At 60.1% G+C, this 20,927-nt stretch carries 25 protein-coding genes; 18 read left to right on the top strand and 7 right to left on the bottom strand.

Annotation, left to right across the window (positions count from 1 at the left end):
• Positions 1 to 40 precede the first annotated feature (40 nt).
• Positions 41 to 454 (top strand): universal stress protein, encoded by a 414-nt coding sequence (locus tag AC2FFD_RS09340; protein ID WP_170344796.1) that lies wholly within the window; start codon positions 41 to 43, stop codon positions 452 to 454.
• On the opposite strand, the gene AC2FFD_RS09335 is transcribed toward AC2FFD_RS09340, so the two are convergent.
• Positions 451 to 786 carry an ArsR/SmtB family transcription factor gene (locus AC2FFD_RS09335; RefSeq protein WP_170344797.1) on the bottom strand — a complete coding sequence of 112 codons (336 nt, stop codon included), beginning with the start codon at positions 784 to 786 and terminating at the stop codon, positions 451 to 453. The genes AC2FFD_RS09340 and AC2FFD_RS09335 overlap by 4 nt on opposite strands.
• A gap of 231 nt (positions 787 to 1,017) precedes the next feature.
• Between AC2FFD_RS09335 and AC2FFD_RS09330 the strand changes: the two genes are divergently transcribed.
• The 6 genes from AC2FFD_RS09330 to AC2FFD_RS09305 all read left to right on the top strand — a co-directional run bounded on the left by AC2FFD_RS09330 (position 1,018) and on the right by AC2FFD_RS09305 (position 4,623).
• Positions 1,018 to 1,350: an AtpZ/AtpI family protein gene (locus AC2FFD_RS09330; protein WP_170344799.1), complete on the top strand. Its 333-nt coding sequence runs from the start codon at positions 1,018 to 1,020 to the stop codon at positions 1,348 to 1,350.
• Positions 1,351 to 1,352: 2 nt separating this feature from the next.
• Positions 1,353 to 2,111 (top strand): F0F1 ATP synthase subunit A, encoded by a 759-nt coding sequence (locus AC2FFD_RS09325; protein WP_171205725.1) that lies wholly within the window; start codon positions 1,353 to 1,355, stop codon positions 2,109 to 2,111.
• A 48-nt stretch (positions 2,112 to 2,159) separates the two neighbouring features.
• Positions 2,160 to 2,384: a F0F1 ATP synthase subunit C gene (locus AC2FFD_RS09320; protein WP_005981269.1), complete on the top strand. Its 225-nt coding sequence runs from the start codon at positions 2,160 to 2,162 to the stop codon at positions 2,382 to 2,384.
• Between the two features lie 86 nt (positions 2,385 to 2,470).
• The gene (locus AC2FFD_RS09315) at positions 2,471 to 3,022 is read left to right on the top strand and encodes a F0F1 ATP synthase subunit B' (protein ID WP_171205726.1); all 552 of its coding nucleotides are present in this window, start codon (positions 2,471 to 2,473) and stop codon (positions 3,020 to 3,022) included.
• A 5-nt stretch (positions 3,023 to 3,027) separates the two neighbouring features.
• Positions 3,028 to 3,588, top strand: coding sequence for a F0F1 ATP synthase subunit B (locus AC2FFD_RS09310; protein WP_170344804.1), 561 nt, complete (start codon positions 3,028 to 3,030; stop codon positions 3,586 to 3,588).
• A gap of 201 nt (positions 3,589 to 3,789) precedes the next feature.
• Positions 3,790 to 4,623 carry a hypothetical protein gene (locus AC2FFD_RS09305; RefSeq protein WP_480685263.1) on the top strand — a complete coding sequence of 278 codons (834 nt, stop codon included), beginning with the start codon at positions 3,790 to 3,792 and terminating at the stop codon, positions 4,621 to 4,623.
• A 42-nt stretch (positions 4,624 to 4,665) separates the two neighbouring features.
• Here AC2FFD_RS09305 and AC2FFD_RS09300 read toward each other — a convergent pair whose 3' ends face one another.
• A complete protein-coding gene (locus tag AC2FFD_RS09300) occupies positions 4,666 to 5,436 on the bottom strand; it encodes a FadR/GntR family transcriptional regulator (RefSeq protein ID WP_257600105.1) in 771 nt (256 codons plus the stop codon).
• Between the two features lie 150 nt (positions 5,437 to 5,586).
• Here AC2FFD_RS09300 and AC2FFD_RS09295 point away from each other — a divergent pair, with 150 nt between their 5' ends.
• From AC2FFD_RS09295 to AC2FFD_RS09275, 5 genes are all read left to right on the top strand, one after another.
• Positions 5,587 to 6,780: an aminotransferase-like domain-containing protein gene (locus AC2FFD_RS09295; RefSeq protein WP_496872903.1), complete on the top strand. Its 1,194-nt coding sequence runs from the start codon at positions 5,587 to 5,589 to the stop codon at positions 6,778 to 6,780.
• Positions 6,781 to 6,824: 44 nt separating this feature from the next.
• Entirely contained in the window at positions 6,825 to 7,232 is a 408-nt protein-coding gene (locus AC2FFD_RS09290; protein WP_170344808.1) for a hypothetical protein, read from the top strand.
• 140 nt (positions 7,233 to 7,372) lie between these two features.
• Entirely contained in the window at positions 7,373 to 10,828 is a 3,456-nt protein-coding gene (locus tag AC2FFD_RS09285; RefSeq protein ID WP_496872902.1) for a chromosome segregation SMC family protein, read from the top strand.
• Between the two features lie 55 nt (positions 10,829 to 10,883).
• Positions 10,884 to 11,234 (top strand): hypothetical protein, encoded by a 351-nt coding sequence (locus AC2FFD_RS09280; protein ID WP_496872901.1) that lies wholly within the window; start codon positions 10,884 to 10,886, stop codon positions 11,232 to 11,234.
• Positions 11,235 to 11,370: 136 nt separating this feature from the next.
• Positions 11,371 to 12,168: a class II glutamine amidotransferase gene (locus AC2FFD_RS09275; RefSeq protein ID WP_496872900.1), complete on the top strand. Its 798-nt coding sequence runs from the start codon at positions 11,371 to 11,373 to the stop codon at positions 12,166 to 12,168.
• 13 nt (positions 12,169 to 12,181) lie between these two features.
• Here the strand turns inward: AC2FFD_RS09275 and AC2FFD_RS09270 are convergent, their stop codons facing one another.
• From AC2FFD_RS09270 to cobD, 3 genes are read right to left on the bottom strand one after another with little or no spacing between them, the layout of a single operon-like run.
• Entirely contained in the window at positions 12,182 to 13,345 is a 1,164-nt protein-coding gene (locus AC2FFD_RS09270) for a lytic murein transglycosylase (RefSeq protein WP_257600111.1), read from the bottom strand.
• Positions 13,346 to 13,357: 12 nt separating this feature from the next.
• Positions 13,358 to 14,278: an adenosylcobinamide-phosphate synthase CbiB gene (gene cbiB / locus AC2FFD_RS09265; protein ID WP_496872899.1), complete on the bottom strand. Its 921-nt coding sequence runs from the start codon at positions 14,276 to 14,278 to the stop codon at positions 13,358 to 13,360.
• The gene (cobD, locus tag AC2FFD_RS09260; protein ID WP_496872898.1) at positions 14,275 to 15,240 is read right to left on the bottom strand and encodes a threonine-phosphate decarboxylase CobD; all 966 of its coding nucleotides are present in this window, start codon (positions 15,238 to 15,240) and stop codon (positions 14,275 to 14,277) included. Before cobD ends, cbiB begins: the two co-directional genes overlap by 4 nt.
• Before the next feature lie 185 nt (positions 15,241 to 15,425).
• On the opposite strand from cobD, the gene AC2FFD_RS09255 reads away from it, so the two are divergent.
• On the top strand, positions 15,426 to 15,788 hold the full coding sequence (locus AC2FFD_RS09255) for a response regulator transcription factor (protein ID WP_171205733.1): 363 nt from the start codon (positions 15,426 to 15,428) through the stop codon (positions 15,786 to 15,788).
• Here AC2FFD_RS09255 and AC2FFD_RS09250 read toward each other — a convergent pair.
• Entirely contained in the window at positions 15,770 to 16,759 is a 990-nt protein-coding gene (locus AC2FFD_RS09250) for a glutathione S-transferase family protein (RefSeq protein ID WP_496872897.1), read from the bottom strand. The genes AC2FFD_RS09255 and AC2FFD_RS09250 overlap by 19 nt on opposite strands.
• 212 nt (positions 16,760 to 16,971) lie before the next feature.
• Here AC2FFD_RS09250 and AC2FFD_RS09245 point away from each other — a divergent pair, with 212 nt between their 5' ends.
• Positions 16,972 to 17,325 carry a hypothetical protein gene (locus AC2FFD_RS09245; RefSeq protein WP_170344817.1) on the top strand — a complete coding sequence of 118 codons (354 nt, stop codon included), beginning with the start codon at positions 16,972 to 16,974 and terminating at the stop codon, positions 17,323 to 17,325.
• Positions 17,326 to 17,489: 164 nt separating this feature from the next.
• Here AC2FFD_RS09245 and AC2FFD_RS09240 read toward each other — a convergent pair whose 3' ends face one another.
• Positions 17,490 to 18,662 carry a MalY/PatB family protein gene (locus AC2FFD_RS09240; protein ID WP_496872896.1) on the bottom strand — a complete coding sequence of 391 codons (1,173 nt, stop codon included), beginning with the start codon at positions 18,660 to 18,662 and terminating at the stop codon, positions 17,490 to 17,492.
• Positions 18,663 to 18,756: 94 nt separating this feature from the next.
• Between AC2FFD_RS09240 and def (AC2FFD_RS09235) the strand changes: the two genes are divergently transcribed.
• From def (AC2FFD_RS09235) to AC2FFD_RS09220, 4 genes are read left to right on the top strand one after another with little or no spacing between them, the layout of a single operon-like run.
• Positions 18,757 to 19,275 (top strand): peptide deformylase, encoded by a 519-nt coding sequence (gene def / locus AC2FFD_RS09235; protein WP_496872895.1) that lies wholly within the window; start codon positions 18,757 to 18,759, stop codon positions 19,273 to 19,275.
• Positions 19,272 to 19,766, top strand: coding sequence for a peptide deformylase (gene def / locus AC2FFD_RS09230; protein ID WP_425080176.1), 495 nt, complete (start codon positions 19,272 to 19,274; stop codon positions 19,764 to 19,766). The genes def (AC2FFD_RS09235) and def (AC2FFD_RS09230) overlap by 4 nt, the downstream gene beginning before the upstream one ends.
• A 2-nt stretch (positions 19,767 to 19,768) precedes the next feature.
• Positions 19,769 to 20,683: a methionyl-tRNA formyltransferase gene (gene fmt / locus AC2FFD_RS09225; protein WP_425080175.1), complete on the top strand. Its 915-nt coding sequence runs from the start codon at positions 19,769 to 19,771 to the stop codon at positions 20,681 to 20,683.
• Between the two features lie 6 nt (positions 20,684 to 20,689).
• Positions 20,690 to 20,926, top strand: coding sequence for a hypothetical protein (locus AC2FFD_RS09220; RefSeq protein ID WP_170344822.1), 237 nt, complete (start codon positions 20,690 to 20,692; stop codon positions 20,924 to 20,926).
• Position 20,927 lies beyond the last annotated feature (1 nt).

Here is a 20,927-nt window from a genome sequence, read left to right as displayed (position 1 = left end):
CACCTCCATTAGCTTCGTCAGCAGGCTAAAGGAGGAGATCATGTTCAAACACATCATGTTGCCGGTTGACCGGCATCTACCGCCCGAGGTTCGCAAAGCGGCCGATGTCGCTGCACAAGTTGCGAAATGGCAGGGGGCCAAAATCACTCTGGTCAGCGTCACCGGGGCCCATATGGGCGAATCCTCGGAAACCGAAGCCGAGATTGACAAGGAACTGGCAGAGTTCACCGAACAGTTGGCCGCAGAAAGTGGATCAGACGTTTCCATGCGCAAAATCCACTCGGTCGACGTTGCCGCAGAGGTGGACAGCGATCTGACCCGCGCGGCCGAGGAGATCGGCGCAGATCTGGTCATTGTCGGCACCCACGCGCCCCGGATCACCGACTATATTTTTTCCAGCCACGCCGGTTATCTGGCGAAACACGCCAGCATGTCGGTTTTTGTGGTGCGCTAGGCCTCGCCCGACTTTGGCAGTTCAGCTTCCAGAAACCGCTCGAACGCGTCCAGATTGACAGGCTCGAATTGTCCGAACCCCTGCATCCAGACCGAGGCGGCGCGCAAGGCGTCAGGTTCCAGCTTGCACCATTTTACCCGCCCGCGTTTTTCCTGACTGATCAGACCGGCCTTGGTCAGGATGACCAGGTGTTTGGAGATCGCGGCCAGCGACATCTCGAACGGTTCGGCCACATCCGTCACCGCCATGTCATCCTCCAGCAGCATCGCCAGAATGGCGCGGCGGGTGGGGTCGGCGAGGGCCGCAAAGACTGTGTCGAGATCGTTGGACATGTGACCGCTCAACCATAGCCGTCGGGATTGGTCAACCATTTGGTTGAATATGCGGATTCAGGGCTTTGGCGGTGCAACGGCGGTCATCGAAACGAATGGCGCGTCTTGGGTATTGTGAAAATCATAACAAATTCAATATTTTAGGCTGCGTCAACGAGGGCATTCAAGGTCGTTGACTCTGCGCGCGCCGCGCCTTAGCACCATGCCCAAGACTGTACGAGGGAAACGCCCGTGACCGATGATGACCAAAAGCAGCGTATGGCGCAGCTGGAGGCCAAGATCGAGGCGGCGAAAAAGGCCAAGGCGCCAAAACCTCGTGCGGACGCTGACGTGTCCGGGGGCGAGCTTGCCTGGCGGATGGTCATCGAAATGGTTTCCGGTCTTGGGATCGGATTTGGCATCGGATACGGGCTGGACAGCCTGCTCGGGACGATCCCGATCTTTCTGGTGCTGTTCACACTGCTGGGCCTTGTCGCGGGCGTGAAGGTTATGCTCCGCAGCGCGAAAGAGGCTCAAGATAAACAAACGGCGGCATCGGCTGCCGAGAAGGACGAGAGGGACTGAACGTGGCAACTGAGACCACCGCAGCAGAAGGCAGCAGCCTGGTATTCCACCCGATGGATCAGTTCATCGTCAAGCCGCTGTTCGGCGACGGTGCGGTAGGCATGTTCACGGTCACCAACGTGACTCTGTGGTTGTTCTTTGCGGTGCTGGCCGTAACAGCTCTGCTGGTTCTGCCCACATCCAAACGTGCCATTGTGCCGACGCGTATGCAGTCGGTGGCCGAGCTGGCCTATGGCTTCATCTACAAGATGCTGGAAGACATCTGCGGCAAGGAAGGCGTCAAGTACTTCCCTTATGTCATGACCCTGTTCATGTTCATTGTCGTGGCGAACTTCCTGGGTCTGATCCCGACCTCGTTCACCACCACGTCGCATTTCGCCGTGACCATCCCGCTGGCACTGGCCGTGTTCCTGACTGTGACCATTCTGGGTTTCGTCAAGAACGGCGCCGCGTTCCTGGGTCTGTTCTGGGTGTCCAGCGCGCCGCTGGCGCTGCGTCCGATTCTGGCGATCATCGAGCTGATCTCGTACTTCGTGCGGCCGGTCAGCCACTCCATTCGTCTTGCCGGCAACGTCATGGCAGGCCACGCGGTTATCAAGGTTTTCGCAGGCTTCGCCGCGATTGCCGTGATCTCGCCCGTGTCGGTTCTGGCGATCACCGCAATGTACGGCCTTGAGGTCCTGGTGGCCTTCATTCAGGCCTACGTATTCACCATTCTGACCTGTGTTTATCTGAAAGATGCGCTGCATCCTTCGCACTAAGGTCCGATACCCCAACATCGAAACTTCCAATTCGTAAGGAGATACATCATGGAAGGCGATCTCGCACACATCGGCGCAGGCCTGGCAGCAATCGGTTCCGGCGCAGCCGCAATCGGGGTGGGCAACGTAGCAGGCAACTTCCTGGCCGGCGCCCTGCGCAACCCTTCGGCGGCTGCTTCGCAGACCGCGACCCTGTTCATCGGTATCGCATTCGCAGAAGCGCTGGGCATCTTCGCATTCCTGGTCTCGCTGCTGCTGATGTTCGCCGTCTGATCTGCGGAACCTGATCCTTACGCGCAGGTGGGCCCAAGCCATAGCGGCCCACCTGTTGTAAAGACAACGTTCCGACGGAGGACATCATGGCGACTGAACCCATTAGCGAAGAAGTGGTTGGCTCGTGCGTCGACTCGCATGGCTCTGCCATCGGGATGCCGCAGCTCTGCTTCGATTGGTTCCCCAACCAGATTTTCTGGCTGGTCATTACGCTGGTCGTCATCTTTCTGGTCCTGTCCCGCGTGGCCCTGCCGCGCATCGCGGCAATCCTGGCTGAACGTCAGGGGACCATTACAAATGACCTGGCTGCGGCCGAAGATCTGAAGGCCAAGGCGGTCGAGGCCGAAGAGGCCTATAACAAGGCGCTGGCCGATGCCCGTGCCGAAGCGCAGCGGATCGCTGCCGAAGCACGCGCTGAAATTCAGGCTGGACTGGATGACGCGATTGCCAAGGCGGATGCGGAAATCGCTGCCAAGGCGGCTGAATCGGAAAAGGCAATCGCCGAAATCCGTGCCGGTGCACTGGAAAGCATTCAAGTGGTTGCCAAGGATACGGCGGCTGAACTGGTCACCGCACTGGGCGGCGAGGCAGATGCCAAAGCCATCAACAGTGCAGTAGACGCACAGACGAAAGGATAAGTGACATGCGGAACACTCTTGCCCTTATCCTGACCGTTGGTGCAGCCAGCCCCGCGCTGGCGGCAAGCGGCCCGTTCTTTTCGCTTGGCAATACCGACTTTGTCGTCCTGCTGGGCTTTATCGTCTTCATCGCGGTCCTGTTCTACTTCAAGGTCCCCGGTATGATCGGCGGCGCGCTGGACAACCGTGCCGAAGGCATCAAATCCGAACTGGACGAAGCCCGTGCTCTGCATGAAGAAGCACGCAGTTTGCTGGCCTCGTACGAGCGCAAGCAGCGTGAAGTTCAGGGGCAGGCCGATGCGATTGTCGCGGCAGCGAAGGAAGACGCAGCCTTGGCGGCAGAACAGGCGAAAGCTGACTTGGAAAAGTCGATCGAGCGTCGTCTTGCCGCAGCTCAGGACCAGATCGCTTCGGCCGAAGCGTCTGCACTGAAGGAAGTGCGCGATCAGGCCGTTTCGGTTGCGGTTTCGGCGGCCAGCTCGGTTCTGGCAAAGCAAATGACCGCAGCGCAGGCCAACAAGCTGATCGATGCATCGATTGCAGACGTGGATGCCAAGCTGCACTGACGGGTGACCCCGACAGACAAGTGATACAGACGACCCGAGAGCTTTTGGCTGTCGGGTCTTTTGTTTTTGTCGTGCTTCTGTTTCTGTTGTTTCAAACACTCCGAATCCTACGACCTGCCGGGGATCAGGTTGATAGGAGCGCCCTGATGGGGGCGTGACATTTACAGGGAAAGACAGGCGGTGTCAGGCAACGCAGTTTCGATGAATATTGTCGGTGTCGTCCGAAATGGCGGGTCGGCGCTGATCGACACGATCAACAGGATCGAAAACCTGTCTGCGCAGTTGCATCGGTTCACCGTCACCATTGCCACGAACGACAACACGGATGGCACGGATCAAGTGTTGTCCGACTATGCGGGCCAAAGCCGGCATGTCGATATCATGCGACTGGATGGTCTGGCGTCAGAATTGCCAAACCGGGTCGAGCGTATCACGGCGGCCAGAAACGCGGTTCTCAAAAAACTCGAGGATCAGGACAGGGACCTGGAGTTGACGCTGGTGTTGGATCTGGATGGCCCGAATACCTGCCTGGATGCTCAGGCGGTTCTGACAGCAGCGCAGCGGGTCGCCCCTTTGTGGGAGGGCGTTTTCGCCAACCCCAAACCAGCGTATGACGATATCTACGCTCTGCGGTGTTCGGGTTGGTGTGATGAAGACGTGTGGCAACGCATTCAAAGCACACGCAGGCCGCTGTTCGGGCGTCGCAAGTGGCGCCGGTCTGTCATGAAGTCCGCAGTTTTCGACCGCCAGTTTCACATTCCTGCCGACACGCCCCTGATCCCGGTCGACAGCGCATTCGGCGGCGCCGGGTTGTATAAATCCCGCGCGCTGCGGGGGGTGCGCTATTCTTGCCGGGACGAAAAAGGCCAACAGGTGTGCGAACATGTTATGCTGCACAAACGTCTGAGGGATCGCGGCGCAAGGCTGTTCATCGACCCGGCGCTGACAACTCTGGCCACCGAGGACCGTCTGGGAGAAGGCAGCGGCGCTCCGTTCCCCCGACATCTGCTGCCAGCCGCGTCAGGGGCTGCCTAGTCCCGGCCTTGCGCTGCACTGTCTTAAAAATCGGGATGGCCTTTAGGTCCGCCCGGTTTCGTGTTGCAGCCTTTGTTGCGCAATAGCTTCGTTTCGATCGGCCTTTTGCTGGTCCGCCATACAGCGTTCCACAAAGTCCAAATGGCGTTCAATTGCATTTCGTGCAGCCAAAGGATCACGCTCTTGCAGCGCCACATTGATGGCGCGGTGCTGATCCAGGATGGCCTCGCGGGTGGCGCGCTGACGGAACATGGTCTGACGGTTGTAGAACACCCCCTGCACCAGAAGGTCATACATCGACCGCATCATGTGCAGCATCACCACATTGTGGCTGGCTTCGATGATGGCCATGTGGAACTCGGCGTCCAGCTGCGCCTCGTCATTCGCGGCGTTTCGGTTGTGGGCCGCCTGCATCTTGTCAAAGATCGCCTGAACGACTTTCAGGTCGCTGTCTGATCCCAACCGCGCGGCCCGTTCTGCCGCCAGCCCTTCCATGTCACGGCGAAAGGACAGGTAATCGAATACCGCTTCCTCGTGGCTGCCGAACAAACGGATCAGCGCCGGGGAAAAGGCAGAGCCCAGAACCTCGGCCACATAGATCCCGGATCCGGCTTTCGCGGTCAAAAGCCCCTGTTCCTGAAGTTCGGAAATCGCATCACGCAAGGACGGGCGCGAAACGCCCATGCGCTCTGCCAACTCCCGCTCGGATGGCAGGCGCTCGCCGGGGCGCAGGATGCCACGCAGGATCAGAAGCTCGATCTGGCGAACGACCGCGAGCGACAGCTTTTCCGTCTGAACTTTGTGAAAGGGCATCTCATCTTCCGAAATTGGTCAATTCATTTGACCATGGACGCCGGTGCTGTTCAAGAAACCCCGTTCACATCCGCCGAAAAATAAGGTCAGCAATGTTGACTTTAATACAAGAGGGCATAAGCTGCGTCGAATTGAGATCGGAGGAGCCTCATGTCCCAACACCCTTTGTTTGCCACCCGGACTTCGCGGATGAAAGCGTCAGAGATTCGCGAATTGCTGAAGCTGCTCAACCAACCCGGCATCATTTCCTTTGCCGGAGGGATTCCTGATCCCGCCCTGTTTCCCGCCGATGCATTTGCACAGGCGTTTCAGCAGGCCCTGGGGCCAGATATGCAAGCGCAGGCGCTGCAATATTCGGTCAGCGAAGGCTATGTCCCCTTGCGGCAATGGCTGGTGCAGCACATGCACGAAATCGGGGTGGAGTGTGACATCGACAACATCCTGATCACCTCGGGCTCGCAGCAGGCGCTGGACTATCTGGGAAAGCTGTTCCTGTCCCCCGGCGATACGGCCCTGGTTGGGTGGCCCACTTACCTGGGTGCGCTGGCGGCATTCAACGCTTATGAGCCGCGCTTTGACCGGCTCAATGGCAATCAGGGGGCCAAGGAATACAAGGCCGCAGCAGGCGAAGGCGCAGTTAAATTCGCCTATCTGTCGGCGGATTTTGCAAACCCGACAGGAGAAACCGTGGATTTGCAGGGCAGGGAGGCTCTGCTGGATCTGGCCGAGGAACTGGATTGCGCGTTGATCGAGGACGGAGCCTATCAGGCTCTGCGCTATGACGGGGACCCGATCCCCCCCATACTGTCATTGGAGCAGGCCCGCAAAGGGTCAATCGAGGACTGCCGGACGATCTATTGCGGCAGTTTCTCGAAAACGCTGTCGCCGGGTTTGCGCATGGGATGGGTCGTTGCATCCAAGCCAGTCATTTCTCAGATGGTACTGCTGAAACAGGCAGCCGACCTTCATTCCGCGACCATCAACCAGATGGCCGTGCATCAGGTGGCGCAGGCCTGTTTTGACACCCATATTCCGAAAGTACGAAACGTCTATCGCGCCCGTCGTGATGTGATGCTGAACGCGTTGGAACAGCATATGCCGGAGGGGGTGGATTGGACACGTCCCGAGGGTGGAATGTTCATCTGGGTCACGTTGCCCGAGGGGATGATTGGCTCTGACCTGCTGGCGCGTGCGCTGGACACCGTCAAAGTGGCATTTGTTCCGGGCCAGGCGTTTTTCCCGGATGGCAGCGGTGCAAACACGATCCGTCTCAGTTTTTCAAATTCCGACGAGGCGACGATCCGCGAAGGCATTCGCCGACTGGGAGAGGTGCTGCGGGCCTGACGTCCGGAAAGGTTCTGTTAACCAAAATGCTGCAATTCTGAGGCATGATCAGGTTTCTCGCACCTCTCTTTCTGGCCGCCTGTGCCGCCGGCACTCCGCATTTTCGCGATGTTCCTGCCACACGCGTGGCCGTAAACGGCAGTGTGTTCGACGTGCGCGTGCGCGGCGATCTGGCCGAGGCTGTGCGGATCAACGCACAATACGCCCCTCGGCTGGGACCGGTCCGGGATCGGGCCGGGTTGGCGATGGCGCAGGTTTCAGGCTGTCCGATCCTGGATGTTCTGGGTGATGCGGCGGTCACGGTTGGTGTTCTGGGGTGTGACCGGGAAGCGGGTGAACGGCTGTTGCTGACGGCCGTCTCGACCCCGAACTACGAGTGCATCGACTACGGTACCTATGAAAATGTCGGTGACGACTACGGTTACCAGGTCTTTGAATGCACCCCTTATTAAAACACGTGCATTCTTGAGTACTTCGGCAAGATGTTGTGGATAACTCGGGGTGATATCCCATATCCTGCGCAACTCCGTTGACTCAGACCCCATCCCTTGCGCAGACTTCCAATGCACAGGAATCATGGGACACGCAGCCATTGCGTTTCAGCAAGCTCAAACTGACCGGCTTCAAAAGCTTTGTTGATCCGACCGATCTGATCATCGCGGACGGGTTGACCGGTGTGGTGGGCCCGAACGGCTGCGGCAAGTCCAACCTTCTGGAAGCGTTGCGCTGGGTGATGGGGGAAAACCGCCCCAAATCCATGCGCGGCGGCGCGATGGAAGACGTGATCTTTGCCGGTGCGGCGACACGCCCGGCGCGCAACTTTGCCGAAGTCGTTCTGACCTTGGACAACTCGGAAAGGCTGGCACCGTCGGGGTTCAACGACAGCGATCAACTGGAAATCGTACGCCGCATCACCCGCGATGTGGGCAGTGCCTACAAGACCAATGGTAAAGACGTTCGGGCGCGTGATGTGCAGATGCTGTTTGCCGATGCTTCGACCGGCGCGCATTCGCCCGCGTTGGTCGGACAGAACCGCATTGCCGAGTTGATCAACGCCAAGCCGCGCGCCCGTCGCCGCATTCTGGAAGAGGCCGCCGGGATCTCGGGCCTCTATCAGCGTCGCCATGAGGCCGAGCTCAAGCTGAAAGGCACCGAAGCCAACCTGACCCGCGTCGATGACGTGCTGGAGCAGTTGGGCGGACAACTGGCCCAGCTTGCGCGTCAGGCCCGTCAGGCGGCCCGCTATCGGGAAATTGGCGAACAGCTGCGTCAGGCCGAGGGGATGCTGCTTTATCGACGCTGGAAAGAGGCCGACATGGCCCGCCAGCAGGCCGAAGAAAAACTGCGTGAGCGGATCACCGAAGCGTCCCGTGCCGAGGCTGAAGCCCGCGCTGCTGCCGCGAAACGTGCCGAGATCGAGGAAACCCTTCCGCCGCTGCGCGAGGAAGAGGCCATTGCCGCCGCCGTGCTGCAACGCCAGCAGGTGCAGCGCGATCAATTGTCCGATCAGGAAACCCGCGCGCGTCAGACGATCGAAACACTGACCAACCGAATCCAGCAGCTGGGCAACGATATCGAACGCGAAGCCGGTCTGAACCGCGATGCGGGACAAATGATTGAACGGCTGGAATGGGAAGCGCGCGAGTTGGCCAAGGCAGCTGAAGGTCACGATGAAAAAGTGGCCGAGGCGGCGGAAATCGCCCGCGAGGCGGCCTCGATCCTACAGGAACGCGAAGACAACCTGTCGCAGCAAACCGAGGATATGGCCCGCCTGGTCGCCCGGCACCAGTCAGCCCAGCGTCTGGTCGAAGACAGTCGCAAGACGCTGGCCCGATCCGAGGGTGAAGAGGAAAAAGCCCGGCAGGCCGTGGACGAGGCGAAAACCGCCCTGATCCGCGCCAGCGAGGCGTTTGCAGAAGCCCAAATGGGCGAGGAAGAAGCCCGAGAAGCGGTCGAAGCCGCTGAAGAGGCACTTGCCGCGGCGGATGAACTGCGCAACGAAACACAAGGGCGCGAAGCCGAGGCCCGGGCGCGACGTTCCGAAGCGGAAGGCGAGCTGGGGGCGATCCGGGCCGAAACCACGGCGCTGGCCAAGCTGGTGGAACGCGACACGGCGGAAGGTGGTCAGGTGCTGGATCTGCTGCGCGTCGAACCCGGCTATGAAAAGGCTCTGGGTGCTGCTCTGGCTGACGATCTGCGCGCACCGCTGGTCGAGGGCGACGGCCCGTCCGGCTGGGTGCAGGTGGCTGGATATGACAGCGACCAGCCGTTGCCTGAAGGGGCTGAACCACTGGCGCTTCATGTGTCGGGGCCGGATCGTCTCAGCCGCCGAATTGCCCAGATCGGGTTGGTGGATGCGGATCAGGGCGCACGGTTGCAGGCGTCGTTGAAACCCGGCCAGCGTCTGGTGTCCCGCTCGGGCGACCTGTGGCGCTGGGATGGGTTCCGTGCCTGGGCAGAAGACGCGCCAAGTGCTGCTGCTCTGCGGTTGGAGCAGCTCAACAGGCTGGAAGCGCTGAAACAGGACCTTGCCCGTGCCGAAGCACAGGCTGACGGTGCCCGTGCCGCACATGAAGCACTGTCTCAGCAATTGGCGGATGTGACCGAGGCAGACCGCCGTGCGCGAGAAGCCCGCCGTGCTGCTGACCAGCGCATGGCCGAAACCGCGCGCGCACTGTCGCGGGCCGAGGCCGACCGCAATCTGGCGCAGGGCAAGCTGGAAACCCTGACCCTCGCCGTTGATCGCCACAAGGACGATGCCATGGCCGCCCGTGCGCAACTGCGCGAGGCCGAAGCGGCTTTGGCCGGTCTGGGCGATCTCGACAGCGCCCGCGCGGAAGTGGAAGACATCAAGCAGACCGTCGAGGCGGCGCGGATCACCATGCTGACCCACCGCTCGACCCATGACGAATTGCGCCGCGAAGGGGACGCCCGCACGCGTCGTACCCAGGAGGTTGCGAAAGATCTCAGCGGATGGCGCCACCGCTTGGAAACGGCTGAAAAGCGGATTTCCGAACTTGCCGAGCGCAAGGAAAGCTCGGAAGAAGAACTGACCGAGGCCATGGCCGTACCCGGCGAAATCGCCGAGGCGCGTGAGGAACTGAACGAACTGATCGAAGCCGCCGAAGCACGGCGCGCCGAAGCCGCCGACAAATTGGCCGAGGCCGAGGCCATGCACCGTGAAATCGTTCTGGCCGAACGGGAAGCCGAGCGTCTGGCATCAGAAGCGCGCGAAAGCCGTGCCGCGGCCGAGGCGCGCTGTGACGCGGCCAAGGAAAGTGTTGTCGCGGCGGCCGAACGGATTGCCGAAGATCAGCAACTGACCCCGAACCAATTGCTGAACCAGCTGGACGTGAACCCCGACCAGATGCCAGCTGCGGACGTTCTGGAATCCGAAGTGAACCGTCACAAACGTCAGCGCGATGCGATGGGGGCCGTGAACCTGAGGGCCGAGGAAGACAGCAAGGAAGTTCAGGAAGAATTCGATACGCTCAGCAGCGAAAAAGCCGATCTGGAAGAGGCGATCAAGGCGCTGCGCAGCGGGATCGCCAGCCTCAACCGCGAAGGGCGCGAGCGTTTGCTGACCGCGTTTGAACAGGTGAATTCCAACTTCGCCATGTTGTTCAAGCATCTCTTTGGTGGTGGCGAGGCCAATCTTGTGATGGTCGAAAGTGACGATCCGCTGGATGCGGGGCTCGAGATCATGTGCCAGCCGCCGGGCAAGAAATTGTCGACCCTCAGCCTGTTGTCGGGCGGTGAGCAGACCCTGACGGCGACCGCGCTGATCTTCGGCGTCTTCCTCGCCAATCCCGCCCCGATCTGTGTGCTGGACGAGGTTGATGCGCCACTGGACGATGCAAACGTAACGCGCTTCTGTGATCTGCTGGACGAAATGTGCCGCCAGACCGACACGCGTTTCCTGATCATCACCCACCACGCGGTGACCATGGCGCGCATGGATCGCCTGTTCGGTGTCACCATGCAGGAACAGGGCGTCAGCCAGCTGGTTTCGGTCGATCTGAAGAAGGCCGAACAGATGGTCGCGTGACCTCGCTCACTGCAAGTTTATGACGTGTGGGACTTTTTCGCGCTAGTCTGGGTGCATGACGCGCTTTCTGATCCCCGCCCTCATCGCCGCCAGCCCGGCCTTCGCAGCCGACTGGCCCGTCAAGACCGGGGACACGCCCCTTACGGCCGCAGAGCTTGGTGCTTTGGCGGGGCAGACGCTGACCTTTTACGACGAAGGGCAAGCGAAATTCTCAGCGGGCGGGGCCTATTCCTACACATACGCGAGCGGAGATTCTGCTTTTGGCACCTATTCCATTGCCGAGGATGGCAGTGTCTGCATCGCCTACCGCAACGGGTTCAGCCGGTGCGATTTGTACGTGCGCAGGGGGGAAAGGTTGATCCTGATTGACGAAAAAGGCGACCGGTATCCGGTGCGCAGTGAATAAAAATGATCTGAAATTCTCGTAATTCCAGCTCATTTGATAGACAGAAATCGACAATCAAGATGATGTAAGGAAGGAAACCTGACAACCAAGGCGGTATCGTCCCGGAGAATCTTCTTTGATGTACGGGAAAAAAAAAATGTGCCGATTTTTGGCTTGGGTTGGGCAGCAGCGATACCTGGACGAACTGGTCCTTGAGCAAGAACAATCGCTTGTTATTCAAAGCCGAAACGCATTGATTGGGAAAACTCCGGTAAACGCCGATGGGTTTGGTCTGGCATGGTATTCTGATCGTGACATGCCGTGCTTTTACAAGGACACCCATCCAGCGTGGTCTGATGCCAATCTGAAGCAATTGGCGCATCACACGAAATCCCGGCTGTTTCTGGCCCATGTACGGGCCTCGACGGGTACGGCGACCTCACGCAACAACTGTCACCCTTTCGGTGTCGGCAGGTGGAGTTTCATGCATAACGGTCAGGCCGGGGGTCATGAACGAATCCGGCAAGAGCTTGATGCCATGATCCCGGCGCACCTGTACCAACATCGCATGGGCGCAACCGAGAGCGAGGCGATCTTTCTCATCGCTCATGGCGAAGGGCTGGACGCCGATCCTGTTGGTGCAATGGCCCGTGCGGTCGGTCGGGTCGAAGCCCTTTCCAGGCGCCGCGGAGCATCACCCTATCTTCGGTTTGCCGCCTGCTGGTCGGACGGCAAACGGGTTTTTGCGGCCCGATATGCCTCGGATCGGTTTGCGCCCAGTTTGCATTACAAGGTCTGCAAAGACGGTATCATCATTTCGTCCGAGCCACTGGATGCCAATAACGAGGGATGGCTCGAGATACAGCCCAACACGGCAATCGAAACCGAGGGTGCCGCGGTGGTGACGCACGCCTTTGTACCCCATGTTCCGCTGGAACGGGAATGGGTCGCGTGAGCGTGGTTGCTGCCTAAAGCCGGTTTAGCAAATCCACTGTCGGCCACGCGTCGGCCGGCAGGCCAAGCCGCTTCTGTTCCGCCTGCACAGCCGCTCTGGTACCAGCCCCCAGGATCCCGTCGATCTTGCCAACGTCATACCCTTTGGCCTGAAGCTTGCTTTGCAACTGCTTCATCTGCGCCCCGTTCAGACCCTGTGCGGGATTGCCGGCATCGTAGATTTGTGCCCCTTCCAGACGTGTCCCGAAATAGGCGGCGGTCAATACATAGACAAAGCTTTGGTTCCATTCGAAATAGACGTCGAAGTTTGGATAGGCCAGAAAGGCCGGGCCGTTGCGCCCCTGCGGCAGGATCAGCGAGGCCGGAAGGTTCGCCAGCGACCCGCTGCGCGCCTCAACGCCCATGGCCTGCCAATCGGCCACCGACCGGGGCTTGCCGGGGCCGGACAGGGACCAATCCATCTGCGCGGGCACCGTGACCTCTTGCAGCCATGGTTCGCCTGCGCGCCAGCCCAGATGCGACAGCATCTTGGCGCCGGACATCAGCGCATCGGGGGCCGAGGTTTTCAGGCGGACATGCCCGTCGCCATCCCCATCGACACCGTTTTCCAGAATGTCCCGCGGCAGCATCTGGACCATGCCGATTTCCCCGGCCCACGCGCCCGTTGTGCGGGCCGGGTCGAAATCACCGTTCTGATAAAGTTCGATGGCCGCGAAGATTTGGGGGCGGAACAGGTCGGGTCGACGGCAGTCATGGGCCAAGGTCACCAGCGCGTTGCGGGTGTTGAAGTCGCCCTGGAATGATCCGTAATCGGTCTCGAACGCCCAGAAAGCCAGCAACACCCCGCGCGAGATGCCGTACTCCCTCTCGATCCGGTCAAATACCGCATCGTATTTGCGCGACATCGCTTGCCCGCGTTCGATCCGGTTGGCCGAGATCAGACGACGGGAAAACTCGATGAAGGGTTTCTGAAACACCCCCTGCGCCCGGTCGGCCTTGAGCACGGCGCCATCCTGCTGTACGCCTTTGAAAAACGCGTTCACGGTGGATTTGTCAAAGCCTTGCTGTACGGCCTCGGCCTTTAGCCCTTTGACAAAAGAATTGAAGCCACCGCCACATTGGGCAAGGGCAGGTTGGGCAAACAGGGCAGCGGCGATCAGGCCGGAAAGAAAACGCATGACAAGTGTCCGTCAGTAAATCAGGTCGATCCCAACCGACACCGACACGAGCCCAAGCGCAAGCCCCCAAACACGCCACAACATGCGACATGCGCGGAAAACGTCTGACGCCCCGATCTCGCGCGGGGCATCGCCATTGACCCATGCCAGATCCCGTACCTTACCGTCATAGCTGCGCGGTCCGGCCAGGGCGACGTTCAGCGCGCGGGCCATGGCGGCCTCGGGCCAGCCTGCATTGGGCGAGATATGACGGTGCGCGTCTGCCACGATTTCGCGCCAGCGCGACCACTGGCCCGACAGCGCCACGATCATCACGCAGGTCAGGCGGGCCGGGATCAGGTTCAGCAGGTCGTCGAACCGGGCCGAGGCCCAGCCAAACGCGCGGTACTTTTCATTGCGATACCCGATCATGCTGTCGGCGGTATTTACCGCCTTGTAGACCAGCAGCCCCGGCAACCCCGCGACCAGAAACCAGAACGCAGGCGCGATGACACCGTCGCTGAGGTTCTCTGCGGCGCTTTCGATGGCCGAGCGTGCCACCTGCGCCTCGGTCATGTCCCGTGTATCGCGCGAGACGATCATGGCCACTTGTGCCCGTCCCTCTGCCAGTGAGGCCATCAGCCCTTCGCCCACGGCGCGAACATGGGCGACCAACGATTGTTGCGCCAGCAGGATCGCGCAGACCAGGATTTCGACAACTGGCCCCAGCAGGGACAAAGCCCACCCAAGCCCCCATGCGCCGCAAACCAGCAGGACAAGCACACCCACCCCTTTTGCCCGTCGTGCGGCCCCGTGATTCAGACGTTTATCCAGCCAGCCAATCAGGCTTCCGATCATTACCGCCGGATGCTTGATACGCGACCAGAGCCAGTCGGGCTCTCCCAGCGCTGCGTCCAGACACATGGCACAGACCAGCATCAGGCCAAGGCTCACAGCGCGGCCTCCAGCCGGTCCCACTCGTTCGCAGGTGGCAACCCAAGGCGCAGATAGGTGTCGGAATAGGGGAAGATGCGGCTCCAGATATGGTTCTGTGCCAGCTGTTCCTGCCAGCGGGAGGCATCATCGACCTTGTACAATCGGAACAGGCTTGTGCCGCCAGCGACCTTGGCCCCCCTGGCCGTCAACAGAACATCCAGCCGAGCGGCCTCGTCCGCCAGTCGCTTACGCGTGGCGCTTGCCCAATCCGTATCTGCAAGGGCCCGTGTGCCGATCCGCAAGGCAGGGCCTGATACAGACCAAGGGCCAGTCAGATCGTTCAACCGGCTGATCATATCCGGTCGTCCGATGGCGAACCCCAGTCTTACCCCGGCCAGCCCCCAGAATTTGCCAAAACTCTTCAGCACGATCACGCCGGGGCGGTCTGCCAGGTGGATCAAAGACTTGTCCGGCATGACGTCGCAAAAGCTTTCGTCAATCACGGTAAGTGGTGCGGATACGTCGCCTTCCTGCCAGATACGCCCGTCCGGGTTGTTCGGATGGACGATGACGCGGGCGTCACACGGACCGTCTTGCCGTACCTTCCATCCCTGGGCCGAAAAGGCGGCGGCGTGTTCGTTATAGGTGGGCGGCGTGATCTGTACCGTACCCGCCGCGGTTAGCGCGGGAAGGCGCGCGATGATCGCCGACGCTCCGGGCGCGGGCAGGATCGCTGCACGCTGCGGCACGTTCCAGAACCCGCGCGCGGCACCGCTGAGCCGTTCAAACGCCCCGTGATCCGGCAATTCAGCCCAATCCCCGGCCGTCAGGCCGGACACGGGATAGGCATGAGGATTGATGCCGGTGGACAGATCGATCCAGTCGGTGCGTTGTCCACCATATTGTGCAATCGCCCTGTCCAGCCCACCGCCGTGGTCGCGAACCGTGCGTGGATCCAAGTCTTGATCCGGTGTGTTCATCTGCTCTCTCTGCGAGAAAATACCGCTTTTGGCCTGCTTCAAGCGGATTTTCGCCTCTAATACAAGCAAATCCGCCTGTTCACGGGCCTGTGGGGCTGCTGTTAACACTTTGTTAAGGAAATAACGAGATCACGGACCACGGGGGTCGGCACCACTCACCATACCAAGTGCCGAGGTTGTTGCAAATGAAAGTTCTGATTGTTGAGAGTAATCCCGACCTTGGTCGGGTCTGGAAAAGGCATCTGGAACGGCAGGGCGCTGACGTCACGCTGGTCGAGACGCAGGAAGCCGCCATTCTGGCGCTGTACGGCACGGATTTCGAAATCATCGTGCTGGATCTGGTTCTGGAAACCGGAAGTGCATTGGCCGTGGCCGATTTTGCAAGCTATCGCCGCCCCCAGGCGCGGGTGATCTTTGTGACCAACACCACCTTCTTCTCGGATGGATCGATATTTGCCCACAGCCCGAACGCCTGTGCTTATGTGCAAAGCGAAACACCGCCAGAGGATCTGGCGGCGATGGTCGAGCATTACGCAGCAGGGCGCTGATCGCGGCGGTGTGGTTCTGCGTAATCCAGCACCGGGTTTACCGGAATGATCCGGTGCGGATTGATGCTGTCATGGCTGTAATGATAGTGGCGCACGATATGGTTTATGTTCACGGTGGGCGCCACGCCGGGCCATTGGTACAGTTCGCGCGTATAGGCCCATAGGTTCGGGTAATCGATCAGGCGCCGTTTGTTGCATTTGAAGTGCAGATGATAGACCGGATCAAAGCGGATCAGCGTCGTAAAAAGCCGCCAGTCAGCCTCGGTGATACGATCCCCCATCAGGTAACGGTTCCGGGCCAGACGATCTTCCAGCCAGTCCAGCGTGTCGAACAACGGGCCCACGGCGGCGTCATAGGCCGCTTGCGAGGTGGCAAAGCCGGACTTGTAGACGCCGTTGTTGACGTCTGAATAGATGCGCGCGTTGACCTCTTCGATTTCAGCGCGCATCGCTTCGGGCCAGTAATCATCGGTATTGCCGGTGACCCCGTCGAAGGCCGAATTGAACATGCGGATGATTTCCGAGCTTTCGTTCGACACAATGGTTTCCTGCCGTTTGTCCCACAGGATCGGCACGGTAACGCGCCCCGAATAGGCTGGATCGGCTTTGGTATAGATCTGGTGCGCAAAGCTCAGCCCATAGAGATCGTCGCCCGTCGCGCCATGGCCGTCTGTCTCAAAGGTCCAACCCTGGTCCAGCATGTCCGGATGCACGACCGAAACTGAGATCAGATCGCTCAGCCCTTTCAACTCGCGAAAAATCAGCGTGCGATGCGCCCAGGGGCAGGCATAGCTGACATAAAGGTGATAGCGCCCGGGTTCCGCCTTGAACCCGCCTTTGCCTGATGGCCCCGCGTCGCCGTCAGCTGTCAACCAGTTGCGAAACTGCGCGGCGCTGCGCTTGAATGCACCGCCCGTGGATTTGGTGTCATACCAGGTGTCGTGCCATTTTCCTTCGACCAGCAGGCCCATATCTTTTCCTCCGCATGCGCGTTTCGCCAAAGATAGGCCCGGACCCGGCGTCTTCCTATGCGAGTGCCCGCGCAAATGCCCTGCATTCGCGCACAGTCGAGGCCGGGATTTCTGTGCAACAAAGCTCCGCCAGATCGCAGTCTGTGACGTGGTTCACTGGATTTTTACAACTTTTCCCGCACAATAGAAGTCATTCACGGGGGAACGGATTTATGAGTACCTATGTTTCAAAGGAAATACGCGCCGAGTTGGACGCGGCCCGAATCGCGACATTGAAAAAAGCCAGCCGTTTACGGGTGGAGATGGGCGACAATACCTACAAAATACTCAAATTGTGGAAAGACGGTTTTACGGTTGAGGCGGAAACCACGCCGCGCCTGCGCGGGCTTGTCGATATCTTTGACGGGGCCAACCACCTCTATCAGTGTCTCATCGTCGCGGATGAGGATGAGGGCGGTGAGATGCGGTATGAATTCAAACGCAGCACGGCGGCCCATGACAGCGCGCCGCTTGACTTTTACCGCGCGCCCGATGCGCCGATCGCCCTGCTGGGGCATGACGACTGAGGTCGAATTTCAACCGGAGTTCCGGTTTCGGTCAGGGTTTGGTCGATAACAGAGGCTTGCGGTGCCACCATAAAGGCAGGCCCGCGCGGGCCAAGCAACGTCAGCCAATCAACCGGCCCCTGTAAACAACAGGGCAGGTCTTGCAAGCCCCGGCCGGCACGTACTTATTGCAGATCTCCGAAAGCTCGTTTCAGCCGCAGGCAAGCTTCCTCGACCCGCGCCCGTTGCGTGGCGAGGTTGAACCGTTCAAACGTCTCGCCTCCAGTGCCGAAACCCGGACCCGACGATGTTGCGATCCGTGCGTCCTCGCGCAGACGGCGGACAAATTCGGCGTGATCCATGCCGGTGCCCGAGAAATCGACCCAGGCCAGATAGGTCGCCTGCAAGGGCATCGACCAGAGCCCCGGAATCTCGGCGATGGTCTGATCGAACAGACGCCGGTTTTCCTCCAGATGCGCGATCTGGGCATCCACCCATTCGGCCCCTTCGGGGCTGTAGGCAGCGGTGATCATCGCCACGCCCAGGGCGCTGGGATCGTAATCCAATGTTTGCAGCCGTTGCTTCATGGCCGCGCGCAGTTTGGGATCTGGAATGATCATGTTGCCGGTCCGCTGCCCGGCGATGTTGAAGGTCTTCGATGCCGCAGTCAGCGTCACGGTCCACGGGCGTGCATTCGGGGCCGCCACGTCCATTGGCACAAATTTTGTGCCGGGATAGACCAGATCGTGGTGAATCTCGTCGGATACCAGGATCAAACCGTTCCGTTCGGCAAACGCGGCCACGGCCTGCAACTCATCGGGTGTCCAGACACGACCCGACGGGTTTTGCGGCGAACACCACAGCAGCATCTTCTCGGACCCGTCCAACCGGGACTGGGCGTCTTCCAGATCAAGGCCGTAACTGTCCCCGTCCCGCACCAAAGGGCATTCCACGACCCGGCGGCCCGATTTGTTCACCTTGTGGGCAAACTCGTGGTAAACGGGGGTGAAGATCACGATGCCATCACCAGGATCGGTCCAGACATCCAGCGACAGGGCGATTGCATTGCCCAAGCCCTGCGTGGTCAGAATCCAATCCGTGTCGATTTCCCAATCGTGGCGGGTTTTCATCCACCACTGAACCGAGGCCAGGTAATCCGGGTGCATCCATGAATAGCCGAACACGCCGTGATCTGCGGCTTTGCGTACGGCCTCGATCACGCAGGGTGCCGTTTGGTAATCGGAATCTGCCGTCCACATGGCCAGACCGTCCTCGGGCGAGACGCCATACAGCATCTCCATCTTGTCCCATTTTGAACTGTTGGTGCCCCGGCGGTCGATCAGGTCGTTGAAAGTCATGTCTGCTCCATTTTCTCGACCGAAAGCTAACCGCAAATCGGGCAGGTGCAAGGGGGGCGTTGCGGCGCGGGGCGGGATGGCCTAAATCAGCCTCATGAAACGCACTATTCTGATCCATCCCGACCCCCGCCTGAAAAAGGTCTGCGCGCCCGTATCCGACCTGACGGACGAGCTGCGCACGCTGGCTGACGACATGCTGGAAACCATGTACGACGCGCCCGGGATTGGCCTCGCCGCGCCGCAGATCGGTGTGCTGGAACGGTTGATCGTGCTGGATTGCATCAAGGAAGAAGGCGAAACACCGCGCCCGCTGATCATGTTCAACCCTCAGGTCATCGCCTCTTCCGAGGAAACCAGTGTATACGAGGAAGGGTGCCTGTCGATCCCGGATCAATATGCCGAAGTGACCCGCCCCAAGGTGGTCGATGTCACGTGGATGGACGAGAAGGGAAACCTGCAACAGGAAACCTTTGACGGGCTTTGGGCCACTTGCGTGCAGCATGAAATCGACCATCTGAACGGCAAGCTGTTTATCGATTACCTCAAACCTTTGAAACGGCAGATGATTACCCGCAAGATGCAAAAGCTCAAACGTGAACGGGCGCGCGCATGACCGTCCGTACCTGTCTGCCCTGGCCCGACAAACGCTTGCGCACCAAGGCGGATGAAGTGACTGAAATCACCGATGACATTCGCCGGATCTGGCAGGATATGATCGACACGATGGAGGCCATGCCCGGTGTCGGTCTTGCCGCACCGCAGATCGGAGTGATGTTGCGGCTGGCCGTTGTCGATGGGTCGGCCGAGCGGGGCAAGGCCGTGCGTCTGGCGAACCCGGAAATCCTGCACAGTTCGATCGAGTTGCGTGAACATGAAGAGGCCAGTCCGAACCTGCCGGGCGTGTCGGCCGCGGTAAAACGTCCGCGTGCAGTGACTGTCAAATTCCTGAACGAGCAGGGCATGGTGGACCGTCGCGATTTTGTCGGCATCGAGGCCACCAGTGTCCAGCACCAGATCGACCATCTGAATGGCCGGATGTATTTTGACCGGCTCAGCAAGGTCAAACGCGACATGCTGCTTCGAAAAGCGAAAAAACAGGGATAAAGATGCGCGTTGTTTTCATGGGAACACCGGACTTCTCGGTGCCGGTTCTGGATGCGCTGGTCGAGGCCGGGCATGAGATCGCCGCCGTCTATTGCCAGCCCCCGCGTCCGGCGGGGCGGGGCAAGAAGGATCGCCCAACGCCGGTTCACGCGCGGGCCCAGGCGCTGGGTCTGGACGTGCGTCACCCAACCTCGCTGAAACCGGCCGAAGAACAGGACAGTTTTGCGGCACTGAACGCGGATGTGGCGGTGGTTGTGGCTTATGGTCTGATCCTGCCCCAGCCCATCCTCGATGCACCGACTCATGGCTGCCTGAACATTCATGCCAGCCTGTTGCCGCGCTGGCGCGGGGCGGCTCCGATTCATCGCGCGATCATGGCAGGCGATGCGCAAACTGGCATCTGTATCATGCAAATGGAGGCGGGCCTTGATACCGGCCCCGTTCTGCTGCGGCAGGCCACCGATATCGGGCCCGAGGAAACCACTGCGGACCTGCATGACCGGCTCTCGGAGATGGGCGCGGCCTTGATTGTCGAGGCGCTTGCAAAGCTGCCCGGGCTGACCCCTGAACCGCAGCCCGAAGATGGTGTCACCTACGCTGCCAAGATCGACAAGTCCGAGGCCCGCGTGGACTGGTCGCGCCCCGCTGTCGAGGTCGATCGGCAGATCCGCGGCCTGTCGCCCTTTCCCGGGGCCTGGACCGAGATCGACGGCAACCGGATAAAGCTCCTCGCCTCGCGTCTGGCCGAAGGGCAGGGCGCACCGGGCGAGGTTCTGAATGACGATCTGTATGTGGCCTGCGGGCAGGGTGCCATAGAACTGCTGCGCTTGCAAAGGGCGGGCAAAGGCGCGCAGGATAGGGAAACATTCCTGCGGGGCTGGCCAATCCCGGTCGGCACCCGGATGTCTTCGGAGTAAAGTCATATGTTCATGGTGATGATGGGCACTGTCGTGATTGCCGGGATCGTCGGGTATCTGTCCGAACAGACCGGTTTCACCCATAACGGCTATTTGCAATCCATCATCATCTGCGTGGGCGGGGCGTTCCTGTTCTATTTCGTCCGCATCATGTTCGGCATCAGCTTTGGTCCTCCGGGGCTGGATGCGGTGATTTCCTCTGTTGGCGCCCTGATCATCGTGCCGACCCACTGGAGGAAGTGAC

Source organism: Ruegeria sp. YTSC002 (genome assembly GCF_059609845.1).
This window is presented reverse-complemented; position numbering and strand designations above follow the sequence as displayed.

Coding starts and splice junctions, on each gene's coding strand:
- AC2FFD_RS09340 (WP_170344796.1), top strand. CDS start 41: ATGTTCAAACACATCATGTTGCCGGTTGACCGGCATCTACCGCCCGAG.
- AC2FFD_RS09280 (WP_496872901.1), top strand. CDS start 10,884: ATGACGCGCTTTCTGATCCCCGCCCTCATCGCCGCCAGCCCGGCCTTC.
- AC2FFD_RS09320 (WP_005981269.1), top strand. CDS start 2,160: ATGGAAGGCGATCTCGCACACATCGGCGCAGGCCTGGCAGCAATCGGT.
- def (WP_425080176.1), top strand. CDS start 19,272: ATGACCGTCCGTACCTGTCTGCCCTGGCCCGACAAACGCTTGCGCACC.
- AC2FFD_RS09275 (WP_496872900.1), top strand. CDS start 11,371: ATGTGCCGATTTTTGGCTTGGGTTGGGCAGCAGCGATACCTGGACGAA.
- AC2FFD_RS09300 (WP_257600105.1), bottom strand. CDS start 5,436: ATGCCCTTTCACAAAGTTCAGACGGAAAAGCTGTCGCTCGCGGTCGTT.
- AC2FFD_RS09250 (WP_496872897.1), bottom strand. CDS start 16,759: ATGGGCCTGCTGGTCGAAGGAAAATGGCACGACACCTGGTATGACACC.
- fmt (WP_425080175.1), top strand. CDS start 19,769: ATGCGCGTTGTTTTCATGGGAACACCGGACTTCTCGGTGCCGGTTCTG.
- def (WP_496872895.1), top strand. CDS start 18,757: ATGAAACGCACTATTCTGATCCATCCCGACCCCCGCCTGAAAAAGGTC.
- AC2FFD_RS09220 (WP_170344822.1), top strand. CDS start 20,690: ATGTTCATGGTGATGATGGGCACTGTCGTGATTGCCGGGATCGTCGGG.
- AC2FFD_RS09305 (WP_480685263.1), top strand. CDS start 3,790: ATGAATATTGTCGGTGTCGTCCGAAATGGCGGGTCGGCGCTGATCGAC.
- AC2FFD_RS09335 (WP_170344797.1), bottom strand. CDS start 786: ATGTCCAACGATCTCGACACAGTCTTTGCGGCCCTCGCCGACCCCACC.
- AC2FFD_RS09245 (WP_170344817.1), top strand. CDS start 16,972: ATGAGTACCTATGTTTCAAAGGAAATACGCGCCGAGTTGGACGCGGCC.
- AC2FFD_RS09310 (WP_170344804.1), top strand. CDS start 3,028: ATGCGGAACACTCTTGCCCTTATCCTGACCGTTGGTGCAGCCAGCCCC.
- AC2FFD_RS09255 (WP_171205733.1), top strand. CDS start 15,426: ATGAAAGTTCTGATTGTTGAGAGTAATCCCGACCTTGGTCGGGTCTGG.
- cobD (WP_496872898.1), bottom strand. CDS start 15,240: ATGAACACACCGGATCAAGACTTGGATCCACGCACGGTTCGCGACCAC.
- AC2FFD_RS09270 (WP_257600111.1), bottom strand. CDS start 13,345: ATGCGTTTTCTTTCCGGCCTGATCGCCGCTGCCCTGTTTGCCCAACCT.
- AC2FFD_RS09295 (WP_496872903.1), top strand. CDS start 5,587: ATGTCCCAACACCCTTTGTTTGCCACCCGGACTTCGCGGATGAAAGCG.
- AC2FFD_RS09290 (WP_170344808.1), top strand. CDS start 6,825: ATGATCAGGTTTCTCGCACCTCTCTTTCTGGCCGCCTGTGCCGCCGGC.
- AC2FFD_RS09240 (WP_496872896.1), bottom strand. CDS start 18,662: ATGACTTTCAACGACCTGATCGACCGCCGGGGCACCAACAGTTCAAAA.
- AC2FFD_RS09315 (WP_171205726.1), top strand. CDS start 2,471: ATGGCGACTGAACCCATTAGCGAAGAAGTGGTTGGCTCGTGCGTCGAC.